This window comes from Lentzea kristufekii, assembly GCF_033949925.1.
GTDB lineage: Bacteria > Actinomycetota > Actinomycetes > Mycobacteriales > Pseudonocardiaceae > Lentzea > Lentzea kristufekii.
Map to the genome: position 1 here is coordinate 85,275 of NZ_JAXAVV010000012.1, position 12,792 is coordinate 98,066.

Consider the following 12,792-nt stretch of genomic DNA (forward strand, 5'->3'; position numbering starts at 1 on the left):
GCACAGGTGGCGCGAGGCGTCACCCGGTGGTGCCGGCGGGCGGGACCGGGCCGTCCTTCGAGACGCGGTAGATCACCGTGGCGTGCGACGGGACCGAGGCCGAGATCGCATCGGACGTGGTGTGCGCCGACTTCGTCCAGAGGTCCTTCAGGACCGCCGGACCGGACGTGCCGATCTCCGCCAGCGAGGTCGAGATGGTCTGCGTGGACTCGGACTTGTTGAACAGTGCCACGGCCTTGTCGCCGTTCGCCAGCGGCTTCACGATCACGTCGACGCCGGACCTGCCGGTGGTGCGGATCCGCTTGCCCTGCACGCCCAGCCGGTCCTGGTCGACCGCGATGACGTCCTTGTTCTCCAGGATCGTGAACGTGTCGGCGGAGGCCTTGCGCAGGTCCGAGCCGATGAGCAGCGGCGCGGCCATGATCGCCCACAGCGAGAAGTGGCTGCGGTACTGCACGGCGCTCATCTTGCCGTTGCCGACTTCGAGCATGTCCGGGTCGTTCCAGTGGCCGGGCCCCGCGTAGGAGTCCAGCACCACGTTCTCCTCGTAGATCTCCATCGTGCGCGGCCAGGTTTCCACGATGTCGCCGGTGGTGCGCCAGAGGTGCCCGGTGTCGGAGGCCCACTCCCACGGCTTGCTCTGGCCCCACTCGCACAACGAGAACACGATCGGACGGCCGGTCTTCTTCAGCGCGTCGCGCATCTTGCGGTAACGCTGTTTCGCGTCGACGCCCTGGTTGTTGCAGTTGTCGTACTTCAGGTAGTCGACACCCCAGGACGCGAACTGCTCCGCGTCGGACTCCTCGTGCCCGAGGCCGCCGGGGAAGCCGTTGTCCTTCTCGCAGGTCGCGGTGCCGGCCGAGGTGTAGATGCCGAACTTGAGGCCCTTGGAGTGCACGTAGTCCGCGACGGCCTTGATGCCGTTGGGGAACCGGGTGCGGTTCGGGACGAGCTTGCCGGCGGCGTCACGGGTCTTCTCGGCCCAGCAGTCGTCGATGTTGACGTACTCGTAGCCCGCGTCCTTCAGGCCCTTCGACGCGAAGATGTCGGCGATGCCCTTGACCATCGCCTCGTTGAACTCGGTGCCGCAGGCGGTGGTGTTCCAGTTGTTGAAGCCCATCGGCGGGGTCAGGGCGAGGCCGTCCGGCAGCGCCCTGGCTGCGGGGGCGACCAGGACCGCACCGGCCATTGTGGACAGCACGGCCAGCGAGACCACCCGCTTGACACCTCCCGGGGTCCGTCCGGACCGGTCGCGATCTTCAGGTTTCCGACAGGAAGTCCGCGGATCTCGGACCGGGAACTCCTCCCGGACACGTTCCGGCGTGCCGTCACAGGCCAAGACACCCGATGTCCTGGCCTCTTTGCAGATCGCCGCACTTGGCCGACCCGGCGACATCGCAGCCGTGAACTTCCCGAGAAGACGTGTTTTGCCGAAGAACATTGCCAGCTCCTCCCACGCGCATGCCAACTGCTCGAGGTCAGCCGCGCGGCGAGGTAGCCTGGTCCAGACCTTCGAAAGGTAGGAGTTCTGGGCCACATCGCGCTGGACCGACCAACCTCAACACGATGCAACAACCGGGTGCTGCTCGCCCTGCGAGCCGGGCAGGACGCCTAGGATGTGCCGCCAAAGGGGCGGGGAGGACACGCATCAGCCGTGGCCTTGTACGAGGAGGTGGCATGGCTGTGTCGACAGCGGCGTTCAACGAGGGCAGGGTCCCCCAGCGGGGCCGTCCTCGCGATGCCAGCAGGGACGACGCGTTACGTCAGGCAGCGCTCGAGGTGATGGCCGAGGTCGGGTACCGGGCCCTCACGATGGACGCGGTGGCGGCCCGCGCGCGAGCGGGCAAGGCGACGATCTACCGGCGGTGGGAGTCGAAGCTCGATCTCGTGATCGACACGTGCACCCAGCTCGCCACGCAGAACCTCGCGGCACCGGACACCGGCTCGCTGGCCGGAGACCTGCGCGAGTTCCTCTCGTCGTTCGCCGCGTTCCTCTCCGGACCGATCGGCAAGGCCGCTCAGGCACTCGTGGGCGAACTGCCGCACGAGCCCGAGCTGGCTGCGGCGTTCCGGGAGACGTTCCTGATCTCGCAGCGCGACGTGCTGCGCGGCATCCTGGACCGGGCCGCCGAACGGGGCGAGCTCAAGGCCGACGCACCGCGCGGCATGGCGGTCGAGATCGCGGGCGCCGCCCTGATCTACCGGCTGATGCTGACCGGGGACCCGCTCGACGAGCCGTTCGTGGAGAAGGTCGTCGAGCAGGTGCTCCTGCCGTTGGTGCGGGTTTCCTAGCGGAAGAGCTTGCGTACCAGCGCGAAGCCGACCACGGCGCCGACCGCGATCAGGGTGTACTTGACCTTGGGCTGGCTCAGCACGTCGAGCACGGACGACTTGCCCTGCTCGACGAGCTTCTGCGGGTTGGCGCGCTCGCTGAGCTCGTCCAGGGTGGCGGCCAGCGCGGTACGAGCCTGCTCGATCTCGCGCTGGATGGTGTCGGGATCGCGAGCCACATGTCCTCCTAGCAGCGGTTCTGCCCGCAACCGTAGTGGACGGCCAGGAGTGCGGCTTCGCGCGACCCGGGAGAGCGTGTACATGGAATGCCTATAGGCTTCCACCCGAGGGGTCGTAGCCCAATTGGCAGAGGCACTGGGTTTAGGTCCCAGCCAGTGGGGGTTCGAGTCCCCCCGACCTCACCATCTTCCTGGGTCAAGTGTGCTCACGGAGCACGTTCGCCCAGGTCAGATCGCGTGTCCTGCGGGGGCGCCCCGCACCCCGGGTCAGCACTTTTCAGTGGTTCGCCGCAGGGGCTGCCCCGCGGCGGACCACCTTCGGATTAGGCCCGGACGCCTCCCCGGCGAACTGCTCCGCGAGCCGTTCCCTGCCGTAGAGCCGGACCGACTCGAACTGCTCGAACCGGCCGGCCCCGCTGAACGTGAGCAGCGACTTGGCCACGAGCGCGGACAGCAGCACCAGCACTCGGTCCGAGGGCAGGTCGCAGGCCTGGACCGCGACGTCGAGCCCGAAGCCGCCTGGCCGCTGCGAGATGCACCGGAACACGTGCTGCTCGTCGGCGCTCAGGCGGTCGTAGCTCCACCCGATCGCGGCGCGCAGGCTCTGGTGGCGTTCCGCGGCGGTGCGGTTGCCCCGGTTGAGCAGCTCCAGCCGGTCGTCGAGCCGCGCCAGGACCTCCCTGACGGGCAACAGGGTCACCAGCCTGGCCGCGAGCTCGATCGCCAGCGGGAGGCGGTCCAGGCGCGCGCACAGAGCCGCCAGCGCGTCCCCGTCGCCGAGCCGCAGGCCCACCTGGTTCGCGCGGGCGCGGTCGGCGAACAGCTCCACCGCGTCCGTGATCGACAACGGCTGCACCGCGAAGAGGACCTCGCCCGGCACCCGCAACGGTTCGCGGCTGGTCGCGATGACAGTGAGGCCGGGGCAGCCGAGCAGCAACGGTTCCAGCAGCGCGGCGCACTCCGCCGCGACGCGTTCGCAGTTGTCCAGCACCAGCAGCGTCTCGCGGCCCGCCAGCGCGCGCACCAGCGTGCTCAGCACGGGCTCGCCGACCGGCTCACCGAGCGCCGCCGCACAGGCGCGCGCCACGTCGTTCGCCGGGGCGAGCTCGACCCACGTCGCCCGGCTTCCAGCGAACTCCTTGACCAGCCTGCTCTTCCCGACGCCCGCCGGTCCGACGAGCGTGAGCACGCGCGTGCCGGCGAACCCGCCGAGCCGGACCAGTTCGGCGTCGCGACCGACGAAACTGTCCAGTGCCGTAACGGGTTCGTGCACGCGCTGCCGGTATGCCCGCTGACGGCACGCGTTCGAGCAGTACCGGGCGTGTCTGCGCCGGGAAGTGGCGGTCGAGGTGCCGCAGAACGCACACGTCCCCACCTGGTCAGCCATCGAACCCGATCGTAGTCAAACGATTACACGCCAGAAAGGCCTTTCCGGAACGATGTGGACCAATGGCACACCGCGCGAGACGCCGGCGTTCCGCTTTGTCGCCCACCGCCCGCCGGATCCTCTGTGGATGACCTGGCACGGTCCGTGCTCGGCGTGAGGACTCTCACCCTGTGCGTTCCGGACGGTGGCGATGGCGCGCAGAACGACCGCGCTTCCCGCGCGGGCACAAGGATTCGGCACCCCTAGTGGTCATCCCCCAGATCGGGGGTGGGGTTTTCCCCACCCCGATCTTGCGGTTCACCCCAATGTCCCCGCGCCACGCCGTCCGTAGCTTGGATGACATGAACTTGGTCGACTGGGTCACCGACCTGATGCACACGGCCGGCGCACCCGGAGCGGCTTTGGCGATCGCGCTGGAGAACCTGTTCCCGCCGCTGCCGAGCGAGGTCTTCCTGCCCCTGGCCGGCTTCACCGCGGCCCAGGGCAAGATGTCGCTGCTCGACGCCATCCTCTGGACCACGCTCGGCTCGGTCGTCGGCGCGCTGTTGCTGTACTGGGTCGGCGCCGCGCTGGGCCGCGACCGGGTCCGCCGCATCGCCTCCCGCATGCCCCTGGTCCGAGTGTCCGATGTGGACAGGACAGAGGCCTGGTTCCTGCGCAACGGCTACCGGGCGGTCTTCTTCGGCCGCATGATCCCGGTCTTCCGCAGTCTGATCTCGATCCCGGCCGGCGTCGAACGCATGCGGTTGACACCGTTCCTCGCCTACACCGCCGCAGGCAGCCTCCTGTGGAACACGGCGCTGATCCTGGCGGGCTACCTGCTGGGCGACAACTGGCACCTCGTCGAGCAGTACGTGGGCATCGGCTCGAAGGTGGTCCTGGGCCTGGCGGTGGTGGCCGTGCTGGTCTTCGTGGTGACCCGCCTTTCGAAGAGGCGGGTCAGCTCGCGACCTTGAGGCTGTCCAGGTAGCCCATCAGCTCACGGACGGCGCTGCGCCCGGCCCGGTTCGCCCCGATCGTGCTGGCCGAGGGCCCGTACCCCACGAGGTGGATGCGCGGGTCGGACACCACACGGGTCCCGTCCACCTGGATCCCGCCGCCGGAGGCACGCAGGTGCAACGGCGCGAGGTGGTCCAGGTCGTGCCGGAAGCCGGTGGCCCACAGGATGATGTCGGCGTCGAAGCGTTCCCCGGACGCCCACTCGACGCCGGTCGGAGTGACGCGCTCGAACATCGGCTTGCGGTCCAGCACCCCGGAGGCGATGGCGGCGCGCGTCTGGTCGGTCAGCGCCAGGCCGGTGACGCTGACGACGCTGCGCGGGATCAGGCCGGCCCGGACGCGTTCCTCGACCATGCCGACCACCCAGCGGCCGTAGTCCTCGGTGAACGGGCCCTCCCGCCACACCGGTTCGTGGCGCGTGACCCAGCGGGTCTCCGCGGCGAAGGGAGCGAGTTCCATCAGCAGCTGCGTGGCCGACGCGCCGCCGCCCACGACCACGACGCGCTTGCCCGCGAAGTCGGCGGGGCCCTGGTAGTCGGCGGTGTGCAGCTGGCGGCCCTGGAACGTCTCCTGGCCCGGGTAGTACGGCCAGAACGGTCGGCGCCACGTGCCGGTCGCGTTGATCAGGCCGCGGGTGGTCCAGACGCCGCCGGTGGTCTCGACCTTGAGCAGCGCACCGTCGTTCACCACCCGGGTGACGTTCACCGGACGCACGACGGGCAGGTCGAAGAGCTGTTCGTAGCGGGCGAAGTAGGACGGGATGGCCTCGTTGGCGACCTCGTCGGGTGAGGGTTGCTCGAACGGCATGCCGGGCAGCTCGTGGATGCCGTGCACGGTCCGCATCCGCAGGCTCGGCCAGCGGTGCAGCCAGGCGCCGCCGGGAGCGTCGTTCGCGTCCAGCACCACGTGGCCGACTCCGCGGCGCCGCAGGAAGTACGAGGCGGACAGGCCCGCCTGTCCCGCGCCGATCACCACCACATCCGTCACATCTCGGTCAACGGCAGGAGGCAGTCGATTCTTCTCACCTGTGATCCACAAAACATCGCGCAAAAGGTCCGGGTGACCGCTAGCTTCCGGGAGCGTGCACATAACTCTGACGATGGCGTTGCTCGCGGCACCCGTTTCCGCTGCTGCGCCCGTGCCCGCGCCGACGGCCTCCTACGCGGTCTACGACCGGATCACGCACCAGGTGACCGGCCGGGACGTGCACAAACCGATCAGATCCGCCTCGCTGGTGAAGATCCTGATCGCGATCGAACAGCTGGAGACGCGGGGCGACGACCCGCGCATCGAACCCATGCTGCGGGTCAGCGACGACAACGCGGCGAGCGAGCTGTGGGTGGAGAACGGGTGGGAGCAGCTCGTCGTGCGCACGGCCGAGCGGTTGAAGCTCGAAGACACGCGGCCGCCGGAGAAGCGCGGCATGTGGGGTTACACGGCCGTGAGCGCCTCGGACGTCGTGAAGATCTACCGGTACGTGCTGGAGGAAGCGAAGCCGAAGGTGCGGCACACGATCATGGGGCACCTGCAGCGGGCCGAGAAGTGCGCGTCGGACGGGTTCGACCAGTCGTTCGGGCTGCCGTCCGCCACGTGGAAGCCCGCGTTCAAGCAGGGCTGGTCGGGGTTCGGCGACCCGACGAAGCCGTGCGTCGACAGGCCGCGTCCGCGCGTGCAGTGGGACCTCGACACGAAGTCCCCGGCCCTGCACACGTCCGGGACGTGCTGGTTCAGCATCGTCGCGGTGCTGACGCTGCATCCGGAGGGCACCACGTACGAGAAGGCCGCGAAACGAGTTACCCGGCTCACGGAAGAAGTCACGAAGTATCGGTGTTGATCGATGCATGAGCCGTCTCACTGAGATCCCGCTGTCCGTTCTCGACCTCGCCCCCATCACGTCGGGGTCGGACGCGACGACCGCGCTGCGGAACTCGCGGGAGCTCGCTCAGCAGGCCGAACGCCTCGGCTACCACCGCTACTGGTTCGCCGAGCACCACAACATGCCGGGCATCGCCTCGTCGGCGCCCGCCGTGCTGATCGGGCACATCGCGGACGCGACCGAGACGATCCGCGTCGGTTCGGGCGGCGTCATGCTGCCCAACCACGCGCCGCTGGTGGTGGCCGAGCAGTTCGGCATGCTCGAGGCGCTGCACCCCGGCCGCATCGACCTCGGCATCGGCCGCGCGCCCGGCACCGACCAGAAGACGGCGCGGGCGTTGCGGCGCACCGAGGCAGGTCTGTCCGCGGAGAACTTCCCGCAGGAGCTGACCGAGCTGATCAAGTACTTCGAGGGCACCGCCGAGCTCAACGCCGTGCCCGCCGCGGGCAACAAGCCGCCGATCTGGCTGCTCGGCTCGTCCGGCTACAGCGCGCAGGCAGCGGGCATGCTGGGCCTGCCGTTCGCGTTCGCCCACCACTTCAGCGCGCAGAACACGCTGCCCGCGCTGGATCTGTACCGGCGGCACTTCCGGCCGTCCGAGGTGCTCGACGAGCCCTACGCGATGGTGTGCGCCTCGGTGGTCGTCGCCGACACCGACGAGCACGCCCGCTACATCGCGGGCCCGGGAGCGCTCTCCTTCGTGCGGCTGCGCCAGGGCCGCCCGGCTCCGCTGGCCACCCCGCAGGAGGCCGCGGACTACCCGTACACCGAGATCGACGAGCTGGTGATCGAGGACCGCATGTCCAGCCAGATCATCGGGTCCCCCTCAACGGTCCGCTCCGGGCTGGACGAGTTGATGGAGTCGACGGCGGCCGACGAACTGATGGTGACGACCATCGTGCACGGGCACGATGACCGTCTGCGTTCGTTCGAACTCCTCAGCGAGGTGGCCGAACGGACGCCGTCGCTGGGCCGTTCAGCCGCACATACGTGAGTCGGTCAGGCGTGACCTTCACGTTTTGTACGACTAACACTGGTCTGAACGGGTGATAAACGGCTCCGCTTGTAGCGCGTGGCACACAGTCGGCGATGATCGGTGTGAGCGCGCACGCCCCCCGACGCGCTCCCTAGCGTGACCCGCGGCCTCGGCCGCAAGGACGGCGTGGGGCCGGCGCACTCTGTGGCGCCGCCCACGCCGCCCATTACGAGTCGGCCACGTCCCGGCACCAGGTCCGCTTCAGAGGCCTCTTTCGTTCGCACTTCCCTCTTCGGCACCGTCACAGTTGACGTGAGTCGCTCACACCCACCGCCGGGGTGGGAAAGGGGAGTTCGTGAAGTTCGCCAAATCGGCCGCGGGCCTGTGCCTGATGCTGGCCGTGGCGGGATGTGCGGGCCCCAGTGTCGCCGTCACCCCCGACGAGAACCTGACGGTCGAGCAGCGAGCCGAGACGCCGAGCGCGTCCGGCGCCGCCGGGTACGGCACGCAGCGCGTGTGGGCCTCGGGCCTGTCCGTCGTGGTCTCCGCCCCCCGCTCCCTCGCACCGTCCGAGACGGCGATCCCGAAGGCCAGGCGCACCGCCGTCTTCACGATCACCGTCTACAACGGCTCCAAGGCCCCCTACCTGCCCTCTCAGCTCTCCGTGCGCGCAACGGCGGACGGTGAGCCCGCCGCCGAGCTCGTCGACTCCGTGCAGGGCCTCAACGGCCTCGCCGCCGCCGTCGCCGAACTCCCGCCGGGCCGCGACACCCAGCTCCAGCTGGCGTTCGCGGTGCCCGAGGCGCCGGTGCGCATGCAGCTGACCATCCAGCCGGGCGGGCAGGGCCAGGACGCGCCCACCGTCTTCGAGGGCCAGGCCTAGTCTTTCGGGCATGACCAGTCGTCTCGAACCTGGTGACACCGCGCCCGCGTTCACGCTGCCCGACAGCGAGGGCAAGCCGGTGTCCCTGTCCGACTACCTCGGCAAGTCCGTGGTCGTGTACTTCTACCCGGCCGCGAGCACTCCGGGCTGCACCAAGCAGGCCTGCGACTTCCGCGACAACCTCGGCGCCCTCGCCGACTCCGGCTACGAGGTCGTCGGCATCTCGCCCGACAAGCAGGAGAAGCTCGCGAAGTTCCGCGACGCCGAGGGCCTGACGTTCCCGCTCCTCGGCGACCCGGACAAGAAGGTCCTGACCGAGTGGGGTGCCTTCGGCGAGAAGCAGAACTACGGTCGCACCGTCCAGGGCGTCATCCGCTCGACGTTCCTCGTCGGTCCCGACGGCAAGATCGTCAAGGCCATGTACAACGTCCGCGCCACCGGCCACGTGGCCAAGCTCCTGCGCGAACTCCCCGCCTGATTCCCACTCCGAACGTGAGGCCGTCGTCGCTTCCACTGCGACGGCGGCCCTTTTTCAGGTATGTTGGGTCTGAGGGCGTGCAACAAAGCCGCCCCTGTTTCGGTGAGGGTGATACACCGTGTGTCGTTTGACGGCACCTAACGGCCCCGACATCCCGTCTGATTTCATCTTGCGAGTCCACTTCCCCACGCGCGGCGGCTGACCAGGGCTTTTCGCCCACTGTCAACCGTTGTCTTCAACACGCATGCCTAGCGCTGCGTGCATTTCGTGCTGGGAAAATTCAATGCTCAAGTGGATGTTGCTCGCCCTCGCCGTGGGCGCGGAGGTTTTCGCGACCCTGTGCCTCAAATACTCGGACGGCTTCACCAAACCGTGGCCCACGGCGGGCCTCGGCGCCGGCTTCCTGACCGCCCTCTACCTCGAATCGCTCGTGATCAGAATGGGCGTGCCGGTGGCCATCACCTACGCGATCTGGGCAGGCGCCGGCATCGCCCTGGTGGCGATCACGAGCCGGGTCCTGTTCGCCGACCCGCTGAACCTCGCCATGCTCGCCGGCATGGCGCTGATCGCCGCGGGCGTCTGCGTCGTGTCGGTGGCGGCCCACGCGCAGGCCGCCACGGTGTGACCGTGGCGGCGGAGCTAGGCCAGCTTGCGCAGGTACGGGACCAGGAGCTTCAGGGCGCGGCCCCGGTGGGACTCCGCGTCCTTCTCCTCCGCCGTCATCTCGGCTGAGGTGATCTCGTACCCCTCGGGCACGAAGATCGGGTCGTAGCCGAAGCCGTTGGTGCCACGACGGGCCCGCAGCAACGTGCCGCGCCACTCGCCGCGCACGACGACCTCTTCGCCGCCGGGCACCACGAGGGCGACCACCGAGACGAAGGCCGCGCCGCGGCGCTCGTCCGGCACGTCGCCGAGCTGGGCCAGCAGCAGGTCCAGGTTGGCGTCGTCGTCGCCGTGGCGGCCCGACCAGCGGGCGGACAGCACGCCGGGCATGCCGTTCAGCTCGTCCACGGCGAGGCCCGAGTCGTCCGCGATGGAGACCAGGCCGGTGGCCAAGGCGGCGTCGCGGGCCTTGGCCACGGCGTTGCCCTCGAAGTCGGGTGCGGTCTCGGGGGCCTCCGGGAACTCCGGCACGTCCGACAGGGACAGCACCTCGATGCCGGACAGGTCCTCGGCGACGACGATGCGCTGGAGTTCGCGGAGCTTCTTCGCGTTGCGGGAAGCCAGGAGGAGCTTCATCGCTTGCTCGCCTTGGGCTCCGGCAGGATGCCGGGGTACGGCTGGGCGAGAGCGGCGGCCTGGAGGCGGTTCAGCTCGGCGCAGCCCTGCAGGGCGATGTCGAGCATGCGGTCCAAAGTGGACCGGGCGAACGTCGCGCCCTCGCCGGTGCCCTGGACCTCGATCAGCGTGCCCGCATCGGTGGCGACGACGTTCATGTCGACCTCCGCGCGCGAGTCCTCCTCGTACGGCAGGTCGAGACGCACGCGGCCGTCGACGACGCCGACCGACACCGCGGACACCGCGCACGACAGCGGTGACGGGTCGGCCAGGCGGCCTGCCGCGCCCAGGTACGTCACCGCGTCGGCCAGCGCGACGTACGCGCCGGTGATCGCGGCCGTGCGGGTGCCGCCGTCGGCCTGGATGACGTCGCAGTCGATGACGATGGTGTTCTCACCCAACGCCGCCAGGTCGATGCAGGCACGCAGGGAACGGCCGATGAGGCGCGAGATCTCGTGCGTGCGGCCGCCGATGCGGCCCTTCACGGACTCGCGGTCGCTGCGGCTGTGCGTGGCCGACGGGAGCATCGCGTACTCGGCGGTCACCCAGCCGAGGCCGGAGCCCTGGCGCCACCGGGGGACACCTTCGGTGACACTCGCGGCGCACAGCACGCGGGTGTTCCCGAACTCGATCAGGACCGAGCCCGCGGGCCAGGTCTGATATCCACGCGTGATCCGGATGTCACGCAACACGTCGTCGTTTCGGCCATCGCTTCGCACCACGGCGCATACCCTAATGAACCCTGCGGAACGCCATGGCGTAGGGAGAGACATGCTGACGATCGACGGTATTCCGCTTCACCCCTTGCTGGTGCACGCGGTGGTCGTGCTGTTGCCTCTCGCGGCGCTCAGTTCGGTCGCGATCGCGCTGGTCCCGGCGTGGCGGCGCCGGTACGCGTGGCCAGTTCTCGGGGTCACGCTGGCAGGCGTCGCGGCGGTCCCGATGGCCAAGCAGGCCGGCGAGGACCTGCAGACGGCGCTGCAGAACAACGGGGTGCAGAACCCCGTCATCCAGACGCACGCGGACCTCGGCACCACGCTGCTGCCCATCGCGCTCGGGTTCGGCGTCGCGGTCATCGCGCTGCTGGTCGCGGGCCGGCTCGCGGACCGCGAACGCCAGGCGGAGGCACCCACCACGAAGACGTGGCGGGTGCTCTCAGTCGTGGTGTCCGTGCTGGTCGTGCTGCTCGCGATCGGAACGACGGTGCAGACCGTGCGCGCCGGTCACAGCGGTTCGGAAGCCGTCTGGAGCGGCGTCGGGAGCTGAAGCGGCGACGTCGCCGACTGCTTCAACGTCCGCGTGACCGTGCAGAACTGCTCCACGGCGCGCCGGACGACGGTTTCCAGCGCCTCCGGGTCGTCCACTGCGGACAGGTCGTACGAGAGCGTCACCGGGATGGAGATCACCTCGTTGCCGCTCTCCGACTGGACCGCGTCCGCCTCCGCTGTCAGCTCCTCGCCGCCGGTTCTGCGCAGGATCAACGTCTCCGACGTCACCATGGCGCAGCCGGCGGCGGCCGCGACCAGCAGTTCGACCGGGCTGAACGAGCCCTCCTGACCCTTGCGGCCGATCCGCACCGACGCACCACGCCCGTTGGAAGCGACGAACTCGTGCTCGCCGACGCGCTCCAGGTTGATCATGTCCGCTCCCCCACCTCGTACCGGCCGCCCTGCACGACCAGCTCACCGGGCCCGCCGAACGCCGACCGGGCCTCCTCCAGCACGTCCTCACGCGACGTCCACGGCGGTACGTGCGTGATCAGCAGCCGCCCGGCCCCCGCCCGCGCGGCCAGCTCCCCCGCCTCGCGCCCGGACAGGTGCAGATCCGGCTGCCGGTCGGGGGCGTGCGTCCAGCTCGCCTCGCTCAGCAGCACGTCGGCGCCGGACGCCAGCGAGTCCAGCGCGGCACAGGGCCCGCTGTCCCCGGTGTACGCCAGCGTCACCCCGCCGCACGAGATCCGGAACCCGTAGGCCTCGCAAGGATGTGCGACCACGGCGGAGTCCACGGTGAACGGTCCGATCTCCACCCGCGAACCCAGGCCGTGGAAGGAGAAGACGTCGCTCATGTCCAGCGACGACCGCTCGGCCTCGTTGGGCGCGTAGGCGGCGGCGAACCGCGAGTGCGCGTCGGCGGGCGCGTGGACGGGCAACGTCCCGGAGGGCGGAACGGGGTGGTATTTCCTTGCCACGTACAGGGAAGACACGTCGATGCAGTGGTCCGGGTGCAGGTGCGAGAGCACCAGCGCGTCCATCGAGAACAGCGGCCGCTCCTCCTGGAACCGCGACAGCACCCCGTTGCCGAACTCCAGCGCCAGCGTGAACCCGTCGGCCTCCAGCAGATATCCCGACGCCGCCGCGCCAGGTCCGGGAATGCTGCCGGAGCAGCCGAGGACGGTCAGCAGCACA

The 12,792-nt window shown here is 69.6% G+C and carries 16 protein-coding genes and 1 tRNA gene; 9 read left to right on the top strand and 8 right to left on the bottom strand.

Features of this window, described 5'->3' with window-relative positions; genetic code table 11:
• Positions 1-19 precede the first annotated feature (19 nt).
• A complete protein-coding gene (locus SK571_RS24325; protein WP_319986401.1) occupies positions 20-1,216 on the bottom strand; it encodes a glycoside hydrolase family 27 protein in 1,197 nt (398 codons plus the stop codon).
• Between the two features lie 461 nt (positions 1,217-1,677).
• Between SK571_RS24325 and SK571_RS24330 the strand changes: the two genes are divergently transcribed.
• Entirely contained in the window at positions 1,678-2,292 is a 615-nt protein-coding gene (locus tag SK571_RS24330; protein ID WP_245816491.1) for a TetR/AcrR family transcriptional regulator, read from the top strand.
• Here SK571_RS24330 and SK571_RS24335 read toward each other — a convergent pair.
• A complete protein-coding gene (locus SK571_RS24335; protein ID WP_030469566.1) occupies positions 2,289-2,510 on the bottom strand; it encodes a DUF3618 domain-containing protein in 222 nt (73 codons plus the stop codon). The two genes, SK571_RS24330 and SK571_RS24335, sit on opposite strands and share 4 nt — an antisense overlap.
• A 109-nt stretch (positions 2,511-2,619) precedes the next feature.
• On the opposite strand from SK571_RS24335, the gene SK571_RS24340 reads away from it, so the two are divergent.
• A tRNA-Leu gene (locus SK571_RS24340) sits at positions 2,620-2,696 on the top strand.
• 91 nt (positions 2,697-2,787) lie between these two features.
• Here the strand turns inward: SK571_RS24340 and SK571_RS24345 are convergent.
• Positions 2,788-3,897 carry an ATP-binding protein gene (locus SK571_RS24345; protein WP_319986402.1) on the bottom strand — a complete coding sequence of 370 codons (1,110 nt, stop codon included), beginning with the start codon at positions 3,895-3,897 and terminating at the stop codon, positions 2,788-2,790.
• A gap of 341 nt (positions 3,898-4,238) precedes the next feature.
• Between SK571_RS24345 and SK571_RS24350 the strand changes: the two genes are divergently transcribed.
• Positions 4,239-4,853 (top strand): DedA family protein, encoded by a 615-nt coding sequence (locus SK571_RS24350; protein ID WP_319986403.1) that lies wholly within the window; start codon positions 4,239-4,241, stop codon positions 4,851-4,853.
• Here the strand turns inward: SK571_RS24350 and SK571_RS24355 are convergent.
• Positions 4,837-5,883, bottom strand: coding sequence for an NAD(P)-binding domain-containing protein (locus tag SK571_RS24355; RefSeq protein ID WP_319986404.1), 1,047 nt, complete (start codon positions 5,881-5,883; stop codon positions 4,837-4,839). The genes SK571_RS24350 and SK571_RS24355 overlap by 17 nt on opposite strands.
• A 94-nt stretch (positions 5,884-5,977) precedes the next feature.
• Here SK571_RS24355 and SK571_RS24360 point away from each other — a divergent pair, with 94 nt between their 5' ends.
• The 5 genes from SK571_RS24360 to SK571_RS24380 all read left to right on the top strand — a co-directional run bounded on the left by SK571_RS24360 (position 5,978) and on the right by SK571_RS24380 (position 9,734).
• The gene (locus SK571_RS24360; RefSeq protein WP_319986405.1) at positions 5,978-6,730 is read left to right on the top strand and encodes a hypothetical protein; all 753 of its coding nucleotides are present in this window, start codon (positions 5,978-5,980) and stop codon (positions 6,728-6,730) included.
• A 7-nt stretch (positions 6,731-6,737) separates the two neighbouring features.
• Positions 6,738-7,766, top strand: coding sequence for an LLM class flavin-dependent oxidoreductase (locus SK571_RS24365; RefSeq protein WP_319986406.1), 1,029 nt, complete (start codon positions 6,738-6,740; stop codon positions 7,764-7,766).
• A gap of 337 nt (positions 7,767-8,103) precedes the next feature.
• Positions 8,104-8,631, top strand: a complete 528-nt coding sequence (locus tag SK571_RS24370; protein WP_319986407.1) for a hypothetical protein — start codon at positions 8,104-8,106, stop codon at positions 8,629-8,631.
• A gap of 10 nt (positions 8,632-8,641) precedes the next feature.
• A complete protein-coding gene (bcp, locus tag SK571_RS24375; protein ID WP_319986408.1) occupies positions 8,642-9,109 on the top strand; it encodes a thioredoxin-dependent thiol peroxidase in 468 nt (155 codons plus the stop codon).
• A 283-nt stretch (positions 9,110-9,392) separates the two neighbouring features.
• Positions 9,393-9,734, top strand: coding sequence for a DMT family transporter (locus SK571_RS24380; RefSeq protein WP_319986409.1), 342 nt, complete (start codon positions 9,393-9,395; stop codon positions 9,732-9,734).
• Positions 9,735-9,748: 14 nt separating this feature from the next.
• Here the strand turns inward: SK571_RS24380 and rdgB are convergent, their stop codons facing one another.
• Positions 9,749-10,348: an RdgB/HAM1 family non-canonical purine NTP pyrophosphatase gene (gene rdgB / locus SK571_RS24385; RefSeq protein WP_319986410.1), complete on the bottom strand. Its 600-nt coding sequence runs from the start codon at positions 10,346-10,348 to the stop codon at positions 9,749-9,751.
• Positions 10,345-11,109, bottom strand: coding sequence for a ribonuclease PH (gene rph / locus SK571_RS24390; RefSeq protein WP_319986411.1), 765 nt, complete (start codon positions 11,107-11,109; stop codon positions 10,345-10,347). Before rph ends, rdgB begins: the two co-directional genes overlap by 4 nt.
• Positions 11,110-11,158: 49 nt before the next feature.
• Here rph and SK571_RS24395 point away from each other — a divergent pair, with 49 nt between their 5' ends.
• Positions 11,159-11,653 (top strand): DUF2231 domain-containing protein, encoded by a 495-nt coding sequence (locus SK571_RS24395; protein ID WP_319986412.1) that lies wholly within the window; start codon positions 11,159-11,161, stop codon positions 11,651-11,653.
• Here the strand turns inward: SK571_RS24395 and SK571_RS24400 are convergent.
• Together SK571_RS24400 and SK571_RS24405 are read right to left on the bottom strand one after the other, a co-directional pair.
• Positions 11,611-12,027, bottom strand: coding sequence for an OsmC family protein (locus SK571_RS24400; RefSeq protein WP_090068409.1), 417 nt, complete (start codon positions 12,025-12,027; stop codon positions 11,611-11,613). The two genes, SK571_RS24395 and SK571_RS24400, sit on opposite strands and share 43 nt — an antisense overlap.
• Positions 12,024-12,791, bottom strand: coding sequence for an MBL fold metallo-hydrolase (locus tag SK571_RS24405; RefSeq protein ID WP_319986413.1), 768 nt, complete (start codon positions 12,789-12,791; stop codon positions 12,024-12,026). The genes SK571_RS24400 and SK571_RS24405 overlap by 4 nt, the downstream gene beginning before the upstream one ends.
• Position 12,792 lies beyond the last annotated feature (1 nt).

Excerpts from the sequence above, each read along its gene's own strand:
- SK571_RS24330 (WP_245816491.1), top strand. The coding sequence starts at position 1,678 with ATGGCTGTGTCGACAGCGGCGTTCAACGAGGGCAGGGTCCCCCAGCGG.
- SK571_RS24345 (WP_319986402.1), bottom strand. The coding sequence starts at position 3,897 with ATGGCTGACCAGGTGGGGACGTGTGCGTTCTGCGGCACCTCGACCGCC.
- SK571_RS24350 (WP_319986403.1), top strand. The coding sequence starts at position 4,239 with ATGAACTTGGTCGACTGGGTCACCGACCTGATGCACACGGCCGGCGCA.
- SK571_RS24365 (WP_319986406.1), top strand. The coding sequence starts at position 6,738 with ATGAGCCGTCTCACTGAGATCCCGCTGTCCGTTCTCGACCTCGCCCCC.
- bcp (WP_319986408.1), top strand. The coding sequence starts at position 8,642 with ATGACCAGTCGTCTCGAACCTGGTGACACCGCGCCCGCGTTCACGCTG.
- SK571_RS24380 (WP_319986409.1), top strand. The coding sequence starts at position 9,393 with ATGCTCAAGTGGATGTTGCTCGCCCTCGCCGTGGGCGCGGAGGTTTTC.
- rdgB (WP_319986410.1), bottom strand. The coding sequence starts at position 10,348 with ATGAAGCTCCTCCTGGCTTCCCGCAACGCGAAGAAGCTCCGCGAACTC.
- SK571_RS24395 (WP_319986412.1), top strand. The coding sequence starts at position 11,159 with ATGCTGACGATCGACGGTATTCCGCTTCACCCCTTGCTGGTGCACGCG.
- SK571_RS24400 (WP_090068409.1), bottom strand. The coding sequence starts at position 12,027 with ATGATCAACCTGGAGCGCGTCGGCGAGCACGAGTTCGTCGCTTCCAAC.